16 protein-coding genes are annotated in these 20,620 nt (G+C 62.9%); 7 read left to right on the top strand and 9 right to left on the bottom strand.

Features of this window, described 5'->3' with window-relative positions:
• Positions 1–118 precede the first annotated feature (118 nt).
• Positions 119–493 (top strand): hypothetical protein, encoded by a 375-nt coding sequence (locus tag AB5Y48_RS17760; RefSeq protein WP_050666401.1) that lies wholly within the window; start codon positions 119–121, stop codon positions 491–493.
• Here AB5Y48_RS17760 and glnG read toward each other — a convergent pair.
• The 4 genes from glnG to glnA form a co-directional block, all read right to left on the bottom strand.
• The gene (gene glnG, locus AB5Y48_RS17755; protein ID WP_368165328.1) at positions 490–1,899 is read right to left on the bottom strand and encodes a nitrogen regulation protein NR(I); all 1,410 of its coding nucleotides are present in this window, start codon (positions 1,897–1,899) and stop codon (positions 490–492) included. The two genes, AB5Y48_RS17760 and glnG, sit on opposite strands and share 4 nt — an antisense overlap.
• Before the next feature lie 7 nt (positions 1,900–1,906).
• Positions 1,907–2,959 (bottom strand): nitrogen regulation protein NR(II), encoded by a 1,053-nt coding sequence (gene glnL, locus AB5Y48_RS17750; protein WP_050666403.1) that lies wholly within the window; start codon positions 2,957–2,959, stop codon positions 1,907–1,909.
• A 69-nt stretch (positions 2,960–3,028) separates the two neighbouring features.
• The gene (locus AB5Y48_RS17745) at positions 3,029–3,592 is read right to left on the bottom strand and encodes a DUF4124 domain-containing protein (RefSeq protein ID WP_050666404.1); all 564 of its coding nucleotides are present in this window, start codon (positions 3,590–3,592) and stop codon (positions 3,029–3,031) included.
• A gap of 94 nt (positions 3,593–3,686) precedes the next feature.
• On the bottom strand, positions 3,687–5,096 hold the full coding sequence (gene glnA, locus AB5Y48_RS17740) for a glutamate--ammonia ligase (RefSeq protein WP_050666405.1): 1,410 nt from the start codon (positions 5,094–5,096) through the stop codon (positions 3,687–3,689).
• Between the two features lie 348 nt (positions 5,097–5,444).
• Here glnA and typA point away from each other — a divergent pair, with 348 nt between their 5' ends.
• Both typA and AB5Y48_RS17730 read left to right on the top strand, forming a co-directional pair.
• Positions 5,445–7,265, top strand: a complete 1,821-nt coding sequence (gene typA / locus AB5Y48_RS17735) for a translational GTPase TypA (protein WP_050666406.1) — start codon at positions 5,445–5,447, stop codon at positions 7,263–7,265.
• Positions 7,266–7,378: 113 nt separating this feature from the next.
• Positions 7,379–8,251, top strand: a complete 873-nt coding sequence (locus AB5Y48_RS17730) for a virulence factor BrkB family protein (RefSeq protein WP_050666407.1) — start codon at positions 7,379–7,381, stop codon at positions 8,249–8,251.
• A 51-nt stretch (positions 8,252–8,302) separates the two neighbouring features.
• Here the strand turns inward: AB5Y48_RS17730 and bacA are convergent, their stop codons facing one another.
• The 5 genes from bacA to galE all read right to left on the bottom strand — a co-directional run bounded on the left by bacA (position 8,303) and on the right by galE (position 13,433).
• On the bottom strand, positions 8,303–9,118 hold the full coding sequence (bacA, locus tag AB5Y48_RS17725) for an undecaprenyl-diphosphate phosphatase (RefSeq protein WP_060583485.1): 816 nt from the start codon (positions 9,116–9,118) through the stop codon (positions 8,303–8,305).
• A gap of 131 nt (positions 9,119–9,249) precedes the next feature.
• Positions 9,250–10,215 (bottom strand): galactose-1-epimerase, encoded by a 966-nt coding sequence (locus tag AB5Y48_RS17720; protein WP_368165324.1) that lies wholly within the window; start codon positions 10,213–10,215, stop codon positions 9,250–9,252.
• On the bottom strand, positions 10,215–11,363 hold the full coding sequence (gene galK, locus AB5Y48_RS17715; RefSeq protein ID WP_368165322.1) for a galactokinase: 1,149 nt from the start codon (positions 11,361–11,363) through the stop codon (positions 10,215–10,217). The genes AB5Y48_RS17720 and galK overlap by 1 nt, the downstream gene beginning before the upstream one ends.
• 10 nt (positions 11,364–11,373) lie before the next feature.
• Positions 11,374–12,408 (bottom strand): UDP-glucose--hexose-1-phosphate uridylyltransferase, encoded by a 1,035-nt coding sequence (locus AB5Y48_RS17710; RefSeq protein WP_368165320.1) that lies wholly within the window; start codon positions 12,406–12,408, stop codon positions 11,374–11,376.
• 2 nt (positions 12,409–12,410) lie between these two features.
• On the bottom strand, positions 12,411–13,433 hold the full coding sequence (gene galE, locus AB5Y48_RS17705) for a UDP-glucose 4-epimerase GalE (protein ID WP_368165399.1): 1,023 nt from the start codon (positions 13,431–13,433) through the stop codon (positions 12,411–12,413).
• A 194-nt stretch (positions 13,434–13,627) separates the two neighbouring features.
• Between galE and AB5Y48_RS17700 the strand changes: the two genes are divergently transcribed.
• The 4 genes from AB5Y48_RS17700 to mglA all read left to right on the top strand — a co-directional run bounded on the left by AB5Y48_RS17700 (position 13,628) and on the right by mglA (position 20,619).
• A complete protein-coding gene (locus AB5Y48_RS17700; RefSeq protein ID WP_050666413.1) occupies positions 13,628–14,632 on the top strand; it encodes a substrate-binding domain-containing protein in 1,005 nt (334 codons plus the stop codon).
• A gap of 142 nt (positions 14,633–14,774) precedes the next feature.
• On the top strand, positions 14,775–17,822 hold the full coding sequence (locus AB5Y48_RS17695; RefSeq protein WP_368165318.1) for a beta-galactosidase: 3,048 nt from the start codon (positions 14,775–14,777) through the stop codon (positions 17,820–17,822).
• A gap of 230 nt (positions 17,823–18,052) precedes the next feature.
• On the top strand, positions 18,053–19,039 hold the full coding sequence (gene mglB, locus AB5Y48_RS17690) for a galactose/glucose ABC transporter substrate-binding protein MglB (protein ID WP_050666415.1): 987 nt from the start codon (positions 18,053–18,055) through the stop codon (positions 19,037–19,039).
• A gap of 65 nt (positions 19,040–19,104) precedes the next feature.
• Positions 19,105–20,619: a galactose/methyl galactoside ABC transporter ATP-binding protein MglA gene (gene mglA, locus AB5Y48_RS17685; RefSeq protein ID WP_368165316.1), complete on the top strand. Its 1,515-nt coding sequence runs from the start codon at positions 19,105–19,107 to the stop codon at positions 20,617–20,619.
• The last annotated feature ends 1 nt before the right edge of the window (position 20,620 follow it).

The following is a 20,620-nucleotide window of genomic DNA, read 5'->3' as shown; positions in this document are numbered from 1 at the left end:
TTGTGATCATAGTTCGACCCGTAAGGGGTGCACGACGGGAGCGGATTCTTTATGCTGGCTCCTTGGCGCCGCAGTAGGGAGAGAGAGGGTGCGTTACAGAGGGTGGTGGCTGTTGTTGATGGCACTGGGCGGGTGCGATCTGGCCCTGCAGCGATATCGGGTCGAGTTCGAGGATGGTTCCTGGCGCGAGATCTCCTTCCTGCCGTTTGCCGACGAAGCCCGTTGGCGTGAAGGATGCAAGAGTGGTGAGGTGATCAGTGATCTCACTCTGCCCCTGGCGTGGCAGGAGCGAGCCGGAAAGCGAGAACTGCTGATCGGTGGTGAGCCCTTCGAGGCACAGGAGCGTAACCTCTATCGCAGCAATGGCATCCTGGTTGGCCACACCTCGGACTTCATTCAGCGTGGCCTGCAGGGGCTGGAGGCGTGCCGCTCGGCAAACCGCCGCCAGGGCGGCCAAGCCTCCCGCTTTCAGCTAGGAAGTCTCGACCGCTAGAGTTCGAGCTCCTTGAGTTTACGGGTGAGGGTGTTGCGCCCCCATCCCAGCAGACGCGCCGCCTCCTGTTTGTGACCCTGGGTATGCTCCAGCGCCGTCTCCAGCAGTATCTTCTCAAATTGGGGCAGCGCCTCGGCCAGTATATCCACCTCCCCCCTGGCCAGCCGGGTGGCCACCCAGGTGCGCAGCAACTGCTGCCAGTTGCCCGTCACCTCACCCGAGGCGTGCGCCTCCGGCTCGGGGGCGAGCAGCTCGGCGGGGAGATCCGCCAGCAGGATCTCCTGTCCCGACGCCATCACGGTAAGCCAGCGGCAGACGTTCTCCAGCTGGCGCACGTTGCCGGGCCAGGGCAATCGACTCAGGTAGCGCTCTGTTTCCGGATGCAGGCTCTTGGACTCGACGCCCATCTCCCGTGCCGCTCGCAGCAGGAAGTGACGGGCCAGTTGGGGGATATCCTCGCGGCGCTCCCGCAGGGCGGGGATATGAATGCGGATGACATTGAGGCGGTGGAAGAGATCCTCACGAAACTCACCATCGGCCACCCGTTTCTCCAGATTCTGGTGGGTGGCGGCGATGATCCGCACATCCACCTGCACCGGCTGATGTCCACCGACCCGATAGAACTGGCCATCGGCCAGCACCCGCAGCAGCCGGGTCTGCACATCCAGTGGCATGTCGCCGATCTCGTCGAGGAAGAGGGTGCCGCCGTTGGCCTGTTCGAATCGCCCCTGACGAATGGCATTGGCCCCGGTGAAGGCGCCCTTTTCGTGGCCAAACAGTTCAGATTCAATAAGATCCTTTGGGATGGCGGCCATGTTGAGGGCGATGAAGGGCTTGCTGGCACGCGGGCTGTGCTTGTGCAAGGCGTGGGCAACCAGCTCCTTGCCGGTGCCGCTCTGACCGTTGATGAGCACCGAGATGCTGGAGCGCGACAGACGCCCGATAGCGCGGAATACCTCCTGCATGGCGGGGGCCTCACCGATGATCTCGGGGTTGCCCTCCTGCTCCTGTTGCTTGTTGCGTCGCTTGCTGCGCTGTTCTCGCTGGTGATTCTCGGCGCGCCGTACCAGGCTCACCGCCTCGTCGATGTCGAACGGTTTGGGCAGGTATTCGAAGGCGCCACGCTGGTAGGCGTTGACTGCGCTGTCGAGATCCGAGTGGGCGGTCATGATGATGACCGGCAGATCGGGTTGGCGCAGGTGGATCTGATCGAGCAGGCTCAGGCCATCGATCCCCGGCATCCGGATATCCGACAGGATCACGTCCGGGCTGCGACTCTCCAGGGCGGCCAGCAGACTCTCCCCCTCGCTGAAGGCATCACAGCTCATCCCCTCGCTGCTGAGCGCACGTTCGAGTACCCAGCGAATAGAGCTGTCGTCATCGACTATCCATATCTTGGCTGTCATGGGGTCCTCACTTGCGAAGCGGCAGATGAATGGAGAATTCGGTGTGACCGGGCCAGCTGATGCACTCGATGCGTCCCTTGTGCTGGTCGATCAGGTTTTGGGCGATGGAGAGGCCGAGGCCTGTGCCTCCCTCCTTGCCGGTCACCATGGGGTAGAAGAGAGTATCGCGGATCCCTTCTGGAATGCCGGGACCGTTATCGATGATCTTGATCTCGGCCGCCAGCCGGTAGCGCTGGCCGTGGATGGTGACCTGAAAGGCGGTGCGGGTTCGCAGGCGGATCTCCCCCCGCTCCCCGAGTGCCTCGGCGGCGTTGCGCACTATGTTGAGAAAGGCTTGTTGCAACTGGTCCGGCTCCATCTCGAAGTCGGGGATGCTGGGGTCATAGTCCCGCTCGATGCGGATGCCGGGAGGGAGCTCCAGCTCCACCAGACGGCGCACCTGTTCCAGCACCGAGTGGACGTTGTGCACCTTGTGCTGGCCGGGACGCTGGGGGCCGAGCAGCCGATCTACCAGAGAGCGCAGACGATCCGCCTGCTCGATGATGATGCCCGTGTATTCGCGCAGAGAGGGGTCGGGCAGCTCCCGCTGTAGCAACTGGGCGGCACCGCGCAGGCCCCCGAGGGGGTTCTTGATCTCGTGGGCCAGGCCGCGCACCAGCTCCTTGGCCGCCTGCTGCTGGGCGTGCTGTTGCAGCTCCTGGCTGATCCGCTTCTGCTGATCGATCTTGCGCAGCTCCACCAGCATCAGGCGCTGCTCATGGTCGGCCAGCGGTGTGGCGCTGAGCTCGACCAGGCGTGGCTCTCCCTCGACCACCAGGGTCACCTCGTTGTCGGTGAAGCCCTGCCCGGTGGCCAGCCCCTGGCGCAGTCGCTGCAGATCGAGGGAGATATGCTCGAGCAATTGGGGGAACTCGATGCCGATGAGGCGTCGCTCGCTTAAGGAGAGGAGTTGCTCGGCGGCCGGATTGACATAGTGAATGCAGAGCCGCTCATCGATGAGGATGACGGCGGTGAGCAGATTGTCGAGTACGACCTGGGTTTGAGCGGAGCGGGTGGGCACGGGCTTCTCCCTGAAACGGTGCTTTGCACCATAATGGTGCATTCAGTCTACCCGCTCCGGTGCATCAGGTCATCCCCCTTCGGCTCTCGGTTCGGGTTTGGGCTTGTTGTCCACCTTGGCGCGGTGCAGGTAGAAAGTCACAACGGGAGATTTAGCAAGGATCGTACCGTTCTCACCGACCAACTCGACCATGGCTTCATGAGCGCCGCGGTCCAGGTTCTCCAGCCGCAGGGCAAGGCCATTTTTTACCTGTCCGGCGGCCTTGCCATCGAGCTTGAGGCGCAGTTCATACTGAGTGGGGGCTTGAGGGGTGATGGCCGCCTGAAACACCACGTTGCCCGTGTTGTCCCGCAGGGTACTACCCGATTCCGGGGTGATGAGCGCCACCTGCAGCTCTTTCTTCTTGTCGGCTTGCTCCTTGCCTGTCAGGCGGTCGTAGTCGGCAACCTGCACCATATTGGGGCTGGGGCCGACCGAAGGGGTCACCTCAAGATCGACCGGACGGGCCTGCTTGCCGGGGGGAGCGCTGTCACTGTAGTGGATCACACCGTTGGCGTCGGTCCAGGTGTAGATCTGCGGTTCGGCCGCCTGCAGGGCCAGGGGCAGCAGCAAAAGCCAAAACAATCTCCTCATGGGTCCATCCTTGTGCTCGTGTTGTGTTCAAAGCCTATCAGATGCCCAATAAAAAACCCGCCACCATGGGCGGGTTTTCACAGGGCACGAACCCTTACAGGGAGTAGTAGAGCTCGAATTCGACCGGGTGCGGGGTCATGCGCACGCGATCCACGTCGGCCTGCTTGAGCTCCAGATAGGCATCGATGAAGTCGTCGCTGAACACACCGCCACGGGTCAGGAACTCACGATCGGCATCCAGTGCGGCCAGGGCTTCATCCAGAGAGCCGGCAACGGTCGGGATCTCGGCCGCTTCTTCGGCCGGCAGATCGTAGAGGTTCTTGTCCATGGCATCGCCCGGATGGATCTTGTTCATGATGCCGTCCAGGCCGGCCATCAGCTGGGCAGCAAAGGCCAGGTAGGGGTTGGCACAGGGATCCGGGAAGCGCACCTCGATACGGCGGGCCTTCGGGCTCGGTACCACAGGGATACGGATGGAGGCAGAGCGGTTACGGGCGGAGTAGGCCAGCATGACCGGAGCCTCATAGCCCGGTACCAGACGCTTGTAGGAGTTGGTGGTCGGGTTGGCAAAGGCGTTGATTGCCTTGGCGTGCTTGATGATCCCGCCGATGTAGTGCAGTGCCATCTCGGACAGACCACCGTACAGGTCGCCGGCGAACAGGTTGACGCCGTTCTTGGCCAGAGACTGGTGGCAGTGCATACCGGAGCCGTTGTCACCGAACATGGGCTTGGGCATGAAGGTGACGGTCTTGTTGTAGGCGTGGGCCACGTTGTGGATCACGTACTTCAGCACCTGCACTTCGTCAGCCTTCTTGGTCAGGGTGTTGAAGCGGGTGGCGATCTCGTTCTGGCCGGCGGTGGCCACTTCGTGGTGGTGAGCCTCCACAACCTGACCCATCTCTTCGAGGATCAGACACATGGCGGCACGGATATCCTGGGAGGAGTCAACCGGCGCAACCGGGAAGTAACCCCCTTTCACCATGGGGCGGTGACCCTTGTTGCCGTGCTCGTAGTCGGTCCCCGAGTTCCAGGCAGCCTCTTCGGACTCGATCTTCACGAAGGTGTGGCCCATGGTGGTGGAGAAGCGGATGTCGTCAAACATGAAGAACTCCGGCTCCGGTCCGAACAGGACGGTATCGGCGATGCCGCTGGACTTCAGGAAGTCTTCGGCACGCTTGGCGATGGAGCGCGGGTCACGGTCGTAGCCCTGCATGGTTGCCGGCTCGAGTACGTCACAGACGATGTTCAGGGTGGTCTCTTCGGTGAAGGGATCCAGCTTGGCGGTAGAGGCGTCCGGCATCAGTACCATGTCAGACTCATTGATGCCTTTCCAGCCACCGATGGAGGAGCCATCGAACATCTTGCCGTCTTCGAAGAAGTCTTCGTCGATCTGGTGAGAGGGGATGGAGACGTGCTGTTCCTTACCCTTGGTATCGGTAAAGCGCAGGTCGACAAACTTGACTTCATGTTCCTTGATCATGGCCAAAACGTTCTGGGCTGACATCTTGAGTAACCTCCGGTGTTTGAAACGGGTGCGGGTGAGTGCTTCTCCCGACTCACTAAGCGAGTATCGTGCCAACTCTGTGACACCTTGATTTCAGTGCCTCAGGGTAGGGCATGCCTGCTTCTTAATGGCGCAACGGCGCAGGTTTTGCACCAAAATGATGCGTTCATGGATCATTATGGTGCGCCTGTCGGTGGTGTGCCCCAAAAGAGTATCAGAGCAGGGAATGGAAGCGGCTGCTTTGATCCCGATCGGTGAGAGATGTCGCGGCGCACGCGATTCTGCTAGGAAGATCACAAACACAGGAGTACAATTAGCGCCCAATTTTACCCGGTAATTGAGGCGAGAATGTTAGAAAAGCTCCGCAATATTGCGATTATTGCGCACGTTGACCACGGCAAGACGACTCTGGTCGATAAACTGCTGCAGCAGTCCGGCACCCTGGACCGTGGCAGTGAAGGCCAGGAACGAGTCATGGACTCCAACGACCTGGAGCGTGAACGCGGCATCACCATTCTCGCCAAGAACACCGCGATCCGCTGGAACGACTACCGCATCAACATCGTCGACACTCCGGGCCACGCCGACTTCGGTGGCGAGGTAGAGCGCGTGCTCTCCATGGTCGACTCCGTGCTGCTGCTGGTGGACGCCGTTGACGGCCCGATGCCGCAGACCCGCTTCGTGACCCAGAAGGCCTTTGCCCACGGTCTCAAGCCGATCGTCGTGGTTAACAAGGTTGACCGCCCGGGTGCCCGTCCCGACTGGGTTATCGATCAGGTGTTCGATCTGTTCGACAACCTGGGTGCCACCGACGAGCAGTTGGACTTCCCGATCGTCTACGCCTCTGCCCTGAACGGCATCGCCGGCATGGAGCCGGACGCCCTGGCCGACGACATGAGCCCCCTGTTCCAGGCCATCGTGGACAACGTCTCCGCCCCGGACGCCGATCCGGAAGGCGAGTTCCAGATGCAGATCTCCCAGCTGGACTACAACTCTTACGTGGGTGTTATCGGCATCGGCCGCATCAAGCGCGGCAGCGTCAAGCCCAACATGCAGGTCACCATCGTCGGTCGTGACGGCAAGACCCGCACCGGCAAGGTCGGTCAGGTCCTGGGTTACCTGGGTCTGCAGCGTACCGAGGCCCAGAGCGCCCAGGCGGGCGACATCATCGCCATCACCGGTCTCGGCGAGCTGAAGATCTCCGACACCATCTGTTCCAACGCCGCCGTCGAGGCCATGAAGCCCCTGACCGTGGACGAGCCGACCGTGACCATGACCTTCCAGGTCAACACCTCCCCGTTCGCCGGTAAAGAGGGCAAGTTCGTCACCTCCCGCAACATCCGCGAGCGTCTGGACCAGGAGCTGGTGCACAACGTGGCCCTGCGCGTCGAAGATACCGAAGATCCGGACAAGTTCCGCGTCTCCGGTCGTGGTGAGCTGCACCTGGGCATCCTCATCGAGAACATGCGTCGCGAAGGCTACGAGCTGGCCGTTTCCCGTCCCGAGGTTATCCTGCGCGAAGAGAACGGCGTGAAGATGGAACCCATCGAGACCCTGACTGTCGACATCGAAGAGCAGAACCAGGGCTCCGTGATGGAGAAGCTGGGTGAGCGCAAGGCCGAGCTGCGTGACATGGTGCCGGACGGCAAGGGTCGTGTGCGTCTCGACTACGTCATCCCGGCTCGCGGCCTGATCGGCTTCCAGACCGAGTTCATGACCCTGACCTCCGGTACCGGCCTGCTCTACCACACCTTCGACCACTATGGCGAGTTCCGTGGCGGCAGCATCGGCCAGCGCCAGAATGGCGTGCTCATCTCCAACGCCACCGGTAAGGCTCTGGGCTTCGCCCTGTTCAGCCTGCAGGATCGCGGCCGTCTGATGATCGGTCACGCCACCGAGGTGTACGAAGGCCAGGTGATCGGCATCCACACCCGCTCCAACGACCTGACCGTTAACTGCCTCAAGGGCAAGCAGCTGACCAACATGCGTGCCTCCGGCACCGACGAGGCCATCGTGCTGACCCCGCCGGTCAAGATGACCCTGGAGCAGGCACTCGAGTTCATCGATGACGACGAGCTGGTGGAAGTGACCCCGAAGAGCATCCGGGTTCGCAAGAAGCTGCTGACCGAGAACGATCGCAAGCGCGCCGGTCGTAACAAAGAAGATTAATTCGCAACCGTTGCGAGACAAGAAGGGGTCCCTCGGGACCCCTTTCCTTTTTTGCCCCTGACCTCTCCCTCTGCCACAATGGCCTCCTGGACCGTATCCAAGAGACACTAAGCATGCCTGAGAGACTGAGTGCCGCCGCCCGGGCTGGCCTGCTCTTCCTGCGCCGCGACGGGCGCCACTTCGCCGAGTTTGTCTGGGGGCGTTTCGAGCAAGACCGCCTCACCGTCACCGCCGGCTACCTCGCCTACGTCACCCTGCTCTCTCTGGTGCCCATGATTGCCGTGGTGTTTGGCATGATGTCGGCCTTTCCCGTCTTCGGCGGGATCCGGCAGACCCTGGAGCAGTTTGTCTACCACAACTTCGTGCCGACGGCCGGCGAGCTGGTGCAGGAGTACATCAACGGCTTCGTGGCCAACGCCACCAATACCACGGCGGTGGGGATTGGTGCCCTGGTGTTTGTGGCCCTGATGCTGATCTCGGCCATCGACAAGAACCTCAACTACATCTGGCGCACCCGTCAGGGGAGGCCGCTCGGCCAGGCCTTTGCCATGTACTGGATGATACTGACGCTCGGTCCCATCTTGATTGGGGCCAGTATCGCCGTGAGTTCCTACATCGTCTCCCTGCGCCTCTTCTCCGAAGATCACCTGTTTGGCCTTGGGTACTGGTTGCTGCGGGGGCTCCCCTTCCTGCTCTCGGTGTTCGCCTTTTTGCTGGTCTATACGGTGGTGCCCACCTGCAAGGTGCGGGTGATTCACGCCCTGGTCGGCGCCGTGGTGGCCGCCTCCCTGTTCGAGCTGGCCAAGCGGGGCTTTGCCCTCTACATCACCAACTTCCCCTCTTATCAGGCCATCTATGGGGCGTTGGCGACCGTGCCCATTCTGTTCGTCTGGGTCTATCTGAGCTGGTTGGTGGTGCTGCTGGGGGCCGAGGTAACCGCCTGCCTCGGGGAGTATGAGCGGCCGTCCCCCGAGGAGTTGGGCTAGGAGAGGATAAAAGAGAGAGACCGGCCATCAGGCCGGTCTCGTTGTATGGGGTCAGGCCACAAACACCAGGTAGACGGCGAAGGCTACCACGAAGCGGTAGAGGGCGAAGGGGATGAAGTCGAGGCGACGGATCAGGGCCAGGAAGGTCTTTATGGCGAACATGGCCACCACGAAGGCGGTGACAAAGCCCACCGCAAACATGGGGAAGTCGGCCAGGGAGAGGAAGTCGCGGCTCTTGTAGAGATCGAGGGCACTCGCCGCCACCATCATGGGGACCGCCAGGATGAAGGAGAACTCGGCCGCCGCCTGTCGGCTGATCCCCATCAGCATGCCGCCACTGATGGTGGCGCCGGAGCGGGAGAAGCCGGGCCACAGGGCCAGACACTGGAAGCAACCGATGCCAAAGGCCTGCTTGTAGCTGATGTCATCCAGGGTTTCGGCACGCACCGCGGGGCGCGCCTTCTCGGCGATGATGAGCAGGATGCCGCCGGCCACCAGGGCGTACATGACGGTGACCGGTCCAAACAGGTTGGCCTTGATCCAGCTGTGAATCATCAGCCCTATCACCACGGCCGGTAGCATGCCGAGGATGATATGCACCAGGGAGAGAGTGGCATGGTCCTGGGACGGTTTCTGCCCGAAGTGGATGCCGATGAGGCCGAACAGGCGGCGCCAGAAGACGGCCACCACCGCCAGGATGGAGCCGAGCTGGATCACCACCTCGAAGGTAGCGGCCTTGGGGCCCTCGAAGCCGAGCAGGTGGCCGACGATAATCATATGGCCGGTAGAGGAGACGGGAAGGAATTCGGTCAAGCCTTCGACCACGCCCAGAATAAAGGCGACGAGCAGGGTATAGGTGTCAGTCATGTACTAGGTGCATCCTGGCAATGTGGAAAATGCGCCCTTCGCGGGCGCGCCTATCTTGCTGCAAGGCTGGCATGGATGCCATGAAAAAAGTGTGAATTTGGAGCCGGGGCGACACCCGTTGTCACTCCGGCTCAAGGGGTGGGAAGAAAGTGCAGACGGGTGTGGTGACGATAGATCCCCCCAGCCTCTAGCCAGGGATTCCCCAGCTCGGGGCGATTGGGGCTGTCCGGCACCTGCTGGGCCTCCAGACAGATCCCCTCATGATCCCGATACTCACCCTCTCGCCCCGGAGTGCCGGTCAGCCAGTTCCCCGTATAGAGTTGCAGCGAGGGCTGATCGCTCCACAGCTCCATGGCGAGCCGGCCGTCTCCCGAGAGCAGCCTGGCGTGCCAATCCTCCCGGGGGGTGAGCAGGTAGGCGTGATCGTAACCCTTGGCCTGCCGCTGCTGGGGATGGCTGCCCCATCCATCGAGGAGCCGGCGTCCCTGGCGCAGATCGAACACCCCCTCGACCCCGGTCGGCACAGTCGGAATGCCGTCAGGCCGGGTCGGCAGGTAGCGATCCGCCTTGAGCGTCAGCCTGTGGTGACGTACATCGCCACCCCCATCCAGATTGAAGTACGCGTGGCTGGTGAGGCTGACCGGCGTGGCCCGATCGCTCCTGGCCTCGAAGGCGATGAGCAGGGTATTTCCCTCCAGGCGGTACTCCAGGCTGACCGCCAGGTTGCCGGGAAATCCCTGCTCTGCGTCGGGGGAGAGCAGGGTGAGGCGGACCCGGTCACGCTCTTGCCCCGCTATGGTCCATTCACGGCGGTGAAAGCCCAGTGCCCCACCGTGCAGGCAGTGGGGAGGCTGGTTGGCATCCAGGCTCCAGCGCTCACCATGGCGCTCCAGCGTGGCATCACCAATGCGGTTGGCAAAGCGACCGGCCACGGCGCCGAGCCACACCTGCTGCCTGGCATACTCTTCGTCGGGGCAGCCGAGCAGCACCTGGCGGGCAGCCCCATCGACCGGCACGGTCAGGGAGGTGAGGGTGGCTCCGAGCGTGATCCCTTCCAGATGCAGGCCGGTGTCACTGCAGAGGGAGAAGCGCTCCATCAGGCCACCCCCGCCCCGTCGCTGGCGCGGCAGATATAACAGTCGGCCTTGAGGCCGAAGCGGGCCGGGTAGTCGCGCTCGACGGCGGCGATCACCCGCGTCACCTGATCCGGACGCAGTACGGCCACCACGCAGCCGCCGAAGCCACCCCCGGTCATCCGCACGCCCCCCTGTTCGCCGATCTCGCCCTTCATCAACTCGACCAGCCCGTCGATGGGAGGAACCGTGATGGCGAAGTCGTCGCGCATGGCGGCGTGAGACTGGGCCATCAGCTCCCCCAGTCGGGTCAGGTCGCCGCTCGCCAGCGCCTCGGCGGCGGCCAGGGTTCGTGCGTTTTCACCCACCACATGGCGGGCACGGCGGTAACAGGTGTCGTCCAGCCCCTCCTTGCCTGCCTCCAGGGCGGCAAGGCTGAGATCGCGCAGGGCCTTGACCCCGTAGTGACGGGCGGCCGCCTCGCACTGGGCACGGCGGGTGTTGTATTCACTGTCCACCAGGCCACGGCGCACGTTGGAGTTGACGATGAGCACCGCCAGATCTTCGGGCATGGGGATGAGGCGGCTCTCGAGAGAGCGGCAGTCGAGCAGCAGGGCGTGATCCCGTTTGCCGCTGGCGGAGATCATCTGGTCCATGATGCCGCAGTTGCAGCCCACGAAGCGGTTCTCGGCCGCCTGGCCATTGAGGGCGATCTCGGCCTGGCTGATGTCGAGCCCTTGCGCCTCCTTGAAGGCCTGGCCGATGGCCACCTCGAGGGAGGCCGACGAGGAGAGGCCGGCCCCCTGGGGAACATTGCCCGAGATGACCAGATCCAGGCCGGTCAGGGTGTGGCCGCGCTCCTGCAGGTGATGCACCACGCCACGGACATAGTCGCTCCAGCGCTGCTCCGGGTGATGGGGGATGCCAGCCCCGAGGTGGAACTCATCCTGCTGCTCCTCATAGTCGGCGGCGATGACGGTGACCAGATCGTCGTCACGATGAGCGATGGCGACGCAGGTCTCGTAGTCGATGGCACAGGGCAGGACGAAGCCGTCGTTGTAGTCGGTGTGCTCGCCGATGAGGTTGACGCGGCCGGGGGCGCGCACGACGAGATCGGGGCGCTTGCCGAAGCGGCGCTCAAACACCTGGTTGACGCGTGCAAATGGGGTCATGGTTCGTTCCTCAGGCAATCTTGTAGTGAACAAGGCTTAGGGAGCGCAGGCGTTCGGCGGCCTGCTCCGGGGTGAGGTCGCGCTGGGTCTCGGCCAGCATCTCGAAGCCCACCATAAACTTGCGTACCGTGGCCGAGCGCAGCAGGGGCGGGTAGAAGTGAGCGTGCAACTGCCAGGCCTCCCGGTTTTCGCTGCGGGGGGGGGCGAAGTGCCAGCCCATGGAGTAGGGGAAGCTGCACTGGAACAGATTGTCGTAGCGGCCGGTGAGGGACTTGAGGGCGATGGCGAGATCGGCACCTTGCTCGGCCGTCAGATCCAGCATGGAGGGGACGTGAGCCTTGGGCAGCAACAGGGTCTCGAAGGGCCAGGCAGCCCAGAAGGGGACCACGGCCACCCAGTGCTCGCTCTCCACCACGATGCGGGAGCGATCCTCGAGCTCGCGCGCCACATAGTCGACCAGCAGGGGACGACCGTGCTCCGCCAACCAGGTGCTCTGGCGCTCCTCCTCCCGTGCGATTTCGTTGGGCAGGAAGTCGCTGCCCCAGATCTGACCGTGGGGATGGGGGTTGGAGCAGCCCATGACGGCCCCTTTGTTTTCAAATACCTGTACCCACTCCCAGTCGCGGGAGAGCTCCGCCACCTGATCGATCCAGGTGGTGATCACCCTCTCTATGGCGGTCAGGGAGAGCTCGGGCAGGGTCTTGCCGTGATCCGGCGAGAAGCAGATGACCCGGCTGGTGCCACGTGCTGCCTCCAGATACAACAGGGGATCCCGGCTGGGAGTGGCGGCCGGGGTATCGTGCATCAGGGCGGCGAAGTCGTTGGTAAAGACGAAGGTGCCCTCGTAGGGGGGATTCATCTCGCCGTTGACGCGGGTGTTACCGGCGCAGAGGAAGCAGTCGGGATCGTGCTGCCGGCTGCTGCCTTCGGCCACCGTCTCCACCTGACCCTGCCAGGGGCGCTTGGCCCTGTGGGGGGAGACCAGCACATATTGGCCGGTGAGGGGGTTGAGGCGGCGGTGGGGGTGATCTACCGGATTGAACATCATCACTCCTGTTCTGTGTCGTAACCGTTGGGGTTGAGGGATTGCCAGCGCCAGCTGTCGGCGCACATGTCTGCCAGACTCCGGATGGCCTGCCAGTCGAGGTGCTCCCTGGCGTGGCCCGGGTCGGCCCAGCACTCGGCGATATCGCCCGGGCGGCGCGGGGCGATGCGACAGGGGATCTCCCTGCCGCTGGCAGCGGCGAAGGCCTCGACCATCTGGCGTACGCTATAGCCCTGACCCGTTCCCAGGTTGAAGGTGTGGACTCCGGGGCGCCCATGGCAATGCTCGAGGGCCTTGACGTGTCCTTCGGCGAGATCCATCACGTGAATGTAGTCACGCACCCCGGTGCCGTCCGGCGTCGGGTAGTCGTCGCCGAAGATGCTGAGATATGGCCGGCGTCCTATGGCCACCTGGGCGATATAGGGCATCAGGTTGTTGGGGATCCCCTGGGGATCCTCGCCCATGGAGCCCGACTCGTGAGCCCCCACCGGGTTGAAGTAGCGCAGCTTCACCATGCTCCAGCCGGGCTCGGCTGCCTGCAGATCCTCCATCACCTGCTCGATGATGAGTTTGGAGCGGCCATAGGGGTTGGTGGCGCTGCGGGGGAACTCTTCGCGGATGGGGACGCTGGCAGGATCCCCGTAGACGGTGGCCGATGAACTGAACACCAGGGTGGCGATCCCGCAACGCTGCATGGCCCGCAGCAGCACCAGGGTGCCGGTCAGGTTGTTTTCGTAGTAGTCGAGGGGCAGCTCGGTGGACTCGCCTACCGCCTTGAGGGCGGCGAAGTGGATCACCGCCTCGATTTGCTCCTCGCGCAGGATCTGCTCGAGCCGGGCCCCGTCACGAATGTCGCCACGATAGAAGCGGGGCAGGGCGCCGCCGATGGCGGCGATGCGTTCCAGTACCGCCTCCTTGCTGTTGCACAGATTGTCGAGCAATACGGGCTCGTGGCCGGCAGCCATCAGTGCCAGTGTGGTATGGCTGCCGATATAACCGCAGCCTCCGGTGACCAGAATCTTCATCATGCCTCCCAATCCAATGGTCGAGAGTCTAGAGCCAGAGGCGAAAGGAAACTGTGATGGGGCGCATAGTTGTGTAAACGATTACACTTGTTCGCGGCCGAGGTCTGCGTGACCTGCCGACAATTACCCATAGGAATCCAGTATTGACGGGATATAATGCGCGCCATGCTTTCTGTGAAAACGAGTGAAAACCCATGAGTACCATCAAGGATGTGGCTCGTCTTGCCAATGTCTCCGTGGCCACCGTCTCCCGGGTCATGAACAACTCCCCCAAGGCCAGTGCCGCTTCCCGGGAGGCGGTTCGCAAGGCCATGAGTGAGCTGGGCTACACCCCCAACGCCAACGCCAGGGCCCTGGTCAACCGTACCTGTGACACCATGGGGGTGGTCGTGGGGGACGTGGCCGACCCCTTCTTCGGTACCCTGGTGCGCGGGGTGAGTACCGTGGCGGTGGAGCAGAAGCTGCACCTCCTGATGGGGAACGGTTTTCACCGGGCCGAGCAGGAGCGCGAGGCCATCGAGTTGCTGATCGGCAAGCGCTGCGAGGCCCTGGTGGTACACAGCAAGGCGCTGTCCGACGAGGCCCTGGTGGAGTATGCCCAGCAGGTGCCCGGCATGGTCTTCATCAACCGGGAGGTGGCCGCCCTGCCCGGGCGCTGCATCGCCCTCAACAACCGTCTCGGTACCACGGTGGCGACCCGTCATCTGCTCGAGCTCGGCCACCGTCATATCGCCTTCCTCTGTTCCGATCACGCCATCGAGGATGCCGCCTTGCGTCATCAGGGATGGCAGGAGGCACTGCGCGAAGGTGGAGTGAGCGCCCACGATGAGTGGGTCGAGTGGGGGGCGCCGAGCGAGGAGGGGGGCGAGCAGGCGATGCTCAATCTGCTCGCCAAGGGGCTGCCCCTGACGGCCGTGGTGGCCTATAACGATGCCATGGCCGCCGGCGCCCTCTCGGTGCTCGCGGATAACGGTCTGCGGGTGCCGGAAGAGGTCTCGGTGGTCGGCTTCGACGATCTGGTCTATGCCCGCTACCTCAGGCCCAAGCTGACCACTCTGCGCTATCCCATCGAGTTGATGGCGGCCCAGGCGGCGCGGCTGGCCCTGCAGCTGGCCGCCGGCGATGCGCCGGCCGAGGGGAGCCGCCTCTATGCGCCGACCCTGGTCAACCGTCAATCGGTGACAGCCGTTCGCAAGTGAGGCTGGTAAAAAATTAACCCCTCTTTATTGGCGTTTTACTTCTCAAAACTGGTGTAATCGTTTACACGGCTGTGAGCCGGATCGCTGATCCACTCAGCCTCCTCTCCTACACTCCTCCCATCACGGTGAGAGGAGAGGATGCATGCTCAAGGAGACAGTGGCCCGACAGGAGTGGCAGACCCAGAGTGTCACTTCCCTTCACCGTCTGGCGGTGCACGTTCCCTTGGCCGGTTGGCCCGATGAGGAGAGCGCCAGGATTCAGGGGTCTTCTCCCCATCTTCTCTCCCTCGATGGCGACTGGGGCTTTGCCTGGTTTTCCTCGCCGCAAGCCGTGCCTGAGGCCTGGCTGGCGTCAGATCTGCCCCGGACCGTGCCGATCCGGGTGCCCGGCTGCTGGCAGCTCGATGCCGCCTACCCGGGGGGGCGACCGGACACCGACGGCCCCATCTATACCAACATCAAGTACCCCTTTCCCTGCGATCCTCCTCGGGTGCCCGAGGAGAATCCGACCGGTTGTTATTCGCGCCTGTTTAGGGTGTCACCCGCCTGGCTCGCAGAGGGGCAGACGCGCATTCTGTTGCACGGGGTGAGCAGTGCCTTCCACCTCTTCTGCAACGGAGCCTGGGTCGGTTACTCCCAGGACAGCCGCTTGCCTGCCGAGTTTGATCTCACCCCCTTTCTCAGGGCCGGGGATAACCGCCTCTGCGTGCTGGTGATGCGCTGGTCCGACGGCAGTTATCTGGAGGATCAGGACATGTGGTGGCTCTCGGGCATCTTTCGCTCGGTGGAGTTGCTGCACAAACCGGCCCGCCATCTGAGCGATTTCAATCTTACCGCGACCCTGGACGAGGGTTATCGGGACGGGTTGCTGACCCTGACGGCGATGACCCGGGGGGCGGTCGGGCTCAGGTTGCGCGCTCGCCTCTACCTGGATGAGGCGTTAATCAGCGAGCGCGTGGTGGCGGTGGGGTCGGCCGTGGTGGATGAGAGGGGAGGCTACGAAGAGCGGGCAACCCTGATGATGCGGGTCGATGCTCCGCTGCAGTGGAGTGCCGAGACCCCTCATCTCTATCGTCTCACCCTGGCCCTGCTCGACGCAGAGAGCGTGATCGAGGCCGAGGGGTGTGACGTGGGATTTCGTCGGGTCGAGATCCGCGATGGCCTGCTGCTCCTGAACGGTGCGCCCCTGCTGATCCGGGGAGCCAATCGCCACGAATTCGATCCCGCCATGGGCTATGCCATCGATCCGGCTAGGATCGAGCAGGATCTGCGACTGCTCAAGCAGAACAACTTCAATGCGGTGCGCTGTGCCCACTATCCCAACCATTCCGAGTTCTATCGTCTCTGTGATCGCCTCGGTCTCTATGTGGTGGATGAGGCGAATATCGAAACCCACGGCATGACTCCCATGGGGCGTCTCGCCGACGATCCCCTCTGGCTGGGGGCCTTCGTGGAGCGGGCCGCGCGCATGGTGGCGCGGGACTTTAACCATCCCTGCATCATCATCTGGTCTCTGGGCAACGAGTCGGGCTATGGGGCAGCCCATGACGCCATGTATCGCTGGATCAAGCGGCGGGATCCCAGCCGCCCGATCCAGTATGAGGGCGGCGGCGCCAATACGGCGGCAACCGACATCCTCTGTCCCATGTATGCCCGCACCGATGAGGATCAGCCCTTCCCTGCCGTACCCAAGTGGTCTCTCAAGAAGTGGATCGGCCTGCCCGGTGAGTCCCGTCCCCTCATTCTCTGTGAATATGCCCATGCCATGGGGAACAGTCTGGGGGGCTTTGCCCACTACTGGCAGGCCTTTCGGGAATACCCCCGCCTGCAGGGCGGGTTTGTCTGGGACTGGGTGGATCAGGGGCTGGATCGTCACGACGGGGAGGGGCGCCACGATTGGGGGTATGGGGGCGATTTTGGCGATCGGCAAAATGATCGGCAGTTCTGCTGCAACGGGTTGCTCTTTCCCGACCGCACAGCGCACCCGGCCCTGTTCGAGGCGCGGCGAGCCCAGCAGCCTTTTACCTTCCGGCTGCTCTCGAGCAGGCCGCTGCGGGTCGAGGTTACCAGCGACTATCTGTTCCGCACTACCGACAACGAGCGGTTACAGTGGCGAGTCTGTGCCGATGGGGAATCCATCCTGGAAGGTGAGTGCTTGCTTGCCATGGCGCCACAGCAGCGCCTAACCCTGACGCTGGGAGAGTGGGAGGAGGGGGGCACTCTCCACTGGCTGGATCTGGCGGTGAGCCAGATCGCGTCGACCCCTTGGTCGGCAGCCGGCCACGAGGTTGCCCGCCAGCAGTTCCTCCTGCCTGCCCCCCTGGTTTTGCAGCGGCCCGTGGCCGCAGGGCCGCGCCTCGAGGAGAGCGGCTGGATCCGGGGTCGTCGCCACCACTGGCACCTGGATCGGGCCACCGGGTGCATCGACCGCTGGCTGCGGGACGGAGAGGAGCAACTGTTGGCGCCGGTGAGCGATCACTTCTACCGGGCACCGCTGGATAACGACATCGGCACCAGCGAAGCGGATCACGCGGATCCGGGCTCCTGGTTGGCGCGCTGGCAGGCTTGTGGCCTGGGGCAGTGGCGCCACCGCTGTCTCGGCATCGAGGAGCGGGAGGGGGCGCTATGGGTACGGCACGGCTATTTCCACGGGGAGGCGCTGGTCGCCCTGACGCAGTGGCAGCATAGCGTCGACCAGGAGGGGGGCATGGCGCTGGCCATAGAGGTGGAGCTGGCCGACTCGCTCCCCCCACTGCCGCGTGTCGGCCTGCAGTTGCATCTGGCCAGGGTGCCCGAGTCGGTGCGGTGGCTGGGGCGTGGTCCCCATGAAAACTATCCGGATCGACGGCTGAGTGCCGATCTTGGATGCTGGGAGTTGCCCCTGGCGGCCCTGCATACCCCCTACATCTTTCCAAGTGACAATGGCCTGCGCTGCGACACTCGCGAGCTGTGGCTCGGACCCCTCTCGATCCGGGGCGCCTTCCACTTCAGTGCCAGCCGTTTCAGTCAGCGACAACTGGCACAAGCTCGTCACCAGGGGGAGCTGGTGGAAGAGGCCGGGCTCTTTGTCTGCCTGGACGGGGAGCACATGGGGGTCGGTGGTGACGACTCCTGGAGCCAGAGCGTTCGCCCCGAGTTTCAGCTGAGCGCGCGCCGCTATCGTTGGGGTTGTCGGTTGGGGGACGATTGACAACCTGGCGGTAACATTTCTCCTGTCTCAATGCCGATTCAGCTGAGGCCAAAATCATGGTGGTTATTTATAACCGCATGTTTTTGCAGGATTAATCCGTCATCGTAACAAATTGTAATCGTTTCCACTTTGCCGTCATGATCACAGAAGAGAAAACAACAAGCCGGTTACATTGACCACCGGCTGCTCGCCACCCTACGACAACAAAGAGATAGAAGATCGGAGCACACATGAAAAAAATGACCGCCATCGCCGCCCTGCTGATGGGCATGACCACCGCCTCTGCCGCCCTGGCCGAGACGACCCTGGGTTTCACCGTCTACAAGTACGACGACAACTTCATGTCCGTGGTGCGCAAGGCCATCGAGAAGGAGGCCGCCGCCTATCCCGACATCAAGCTGCTGATGAATGACTCCCAGAATGACCAGTCCAAGCAAAACGATCAGATCGACGTGCTGATCGCCAAGGGGGTGAAGGCGCTCGCCATCAACCTGGTGGATCCGGCCGCCGCCTCGGTGGTCATCGAGAAGGCCCGTATCGACGAGATCCCGGTGGTCTTCTACAACAAGGAGCCGAGTGCCGCCGATCTGGCCAGCTATGACAAGGCCTATTATGTCGGAACCGACTCCAAGGAGTCTGGCATCATCCAGGGCCAGCTTATCGCCAAACACTGGAAGGCCCACCCGGAGTGGGATCTCAACAAGGACGGCCAGATCCAGTTCGTACTGCTCAAGGGGGAGCCGGGCCACCCGGATGCGGAAGCGCGCACCACCTATGTCATCAAGACCCTGAACGATGGGGGCATCAAGACCGAGCAACTGCATCTGGACACCGGCATGTGGGACACCGCCATGGCCAAGGACAAGATGGATGCCTGGGTCTCTGGCCCCAACGCCAACAAGATTGAAGTGGTCATTGCCAACAACGACGCCATGGCCATGGGGGCCATCGAATCCCTGAAGGCCGCCGGCAAGAGCAGCATCCCGGTGTTTGGTGTGGATGCCCTGCCAGAAGCCCTGGCCCTGGTCGACAGTGGCGCCATGGCCGGTACCGTGCTCAACGACGCCGGCAACCAGGCCAGGGCCACCTTCGATCTGACCAGGAACCTGGCCGAGGGCAAGGCTGCCGGTGAAGGTACCCAGTGGCAGATTGTCGACAAGGTGGTGCGCGTACCCTATGTGGGCGTGGACAAGGAAAACCTGGCCCAGTTCAAGTAATTCCGTCACCGCAGCCGTGGGGAGGATGCCTCCTCCTCACGGCTCACAGCAAGTAGTTGGCTGCTATGACAACAACAGCAAAGCAATCGGAATGGTTGCTCGAGATGGTCGGCATCAGCAAGGAATTCCCTGGTGTCAAAGCCCTCGACGACGTTCATCTGCGGGTTCGACCCCACTCGGTGCATGCCCTGATGGGCGAGAACGGCGCGGGCAAGTCTACCCTGCTCAAGTGCCTGTTCGGTATCTACGAGAAGAACACGGGCACCATCACCTTCCAGGGCCGTGAGGTCAACTTCCGCTCCTCCAAGGAGGCGCTCGACAACGGCATCTCCATGGTGCACCAGGAGCTCAACCAGGTGCTGCAACGCACCGTCATGGACAACGTCTGGCTCGGCCGTTACCCCACCAGGGGATGGTTCGTGGATCACGACAAGATGTACGCCGATACCAAGCGTATCTTCGAGGAGCTGGAGATCGATATCGATCCCCGCGCCAAGGTCGCGACCCTGTCGGTCTCCCAGATGCAGATGATCGAGATCGCCAAGGCGGTTTCTTACGACGCCAAGATCGTCATCATGGACGAGCCCACCTCGTCCCTGACCGAGAAGGAGGTCAATCACCTCTTTCGCATCATCAACAAGCTCAAAGAGAAGGGATGCGGGATCGTCTACATCTCCCACAAGATGGAGGAGATCTTCAAGCTGTGTGACGAGATCACCATACTGCGCGACGGCCAGTGGATCGACACCCAGCCCCTCTCGGGCCTCACCATGGACAAGATCATCGGCATGATGGTCGGTCGTGAGCTGACCCAGCGCTTCCCCGAGAAGACCAACGTCCCCAGGGAGGTGAGCCTCCAGGTGCGCGGGCTCACCTCACTGCGTCAACCCTCTATCCAGGATGTCAGCTTTGACCTGCACAAGGGGGAGATCCTCGGCGTCGCCGGCCTGGTGGGCGCCAGGCGTACCGATATCGTCGAGAGCCTGTTCGGCATTCGCGAGCGCAGCGGCGGCACTATCGAGCTGCACGGGCGCGAGCTGCACAACCATAACGCCCACGAAGCGATCCGCAACGGCTTTGCCCTGGTCACCGAGGAGCGCCGCTCCACCGGCATCTACTCCCAGCTCGATATCGCCTTCAACGCCCTGATCGCCAACATGGAGCAGTATCAGGACCGGCTGGGCCTGCTCAGCGACAAGAAGATGAAGAGCGATACCCAGTGGGTGATCGATGCCATGCGGGTCAAGACCCCGAGCCAGAAGACCGCTATCGGCTCGCTGTCGGGGGGGAACCAGCAGAAGGTGATCATCGGCCGCTGGCTGCTGACCCAGCCGGAGATCCTGATGCTCGACGAGCCGACCCGCGGCATCGACGTGGGGGCCAAGTTCGAGATCTATCAGCTGATCCTGGAGCTGGCCAGGAAGGACAAGGGGATCATCATCATCTCCTCCGAGATGCCGGAGCTGCTGGGGATTACCGACCGCATCCTGGTCATGAGCAACGGCCGGGTCGCCGGCATCGTCAACACCAAAGAGACCGACCAGGGCGAAATCCTGCGTCTGGCCTCTCTCTATCTGTAAC

Origin of the sequence: Aeromonas sp. R6-2 (genome assembly GCF_040908155.1) — a bacterium.
GTDB lineage: Bacteria > Pseudomonadota > Gammaproteobacteria > Enterobacterales > Aeromonadaceae > Aeromonas > Aeromonas schubertii.
This window is presented reverse-complemented; position numbering and strand designations above follow the sequence as displayed.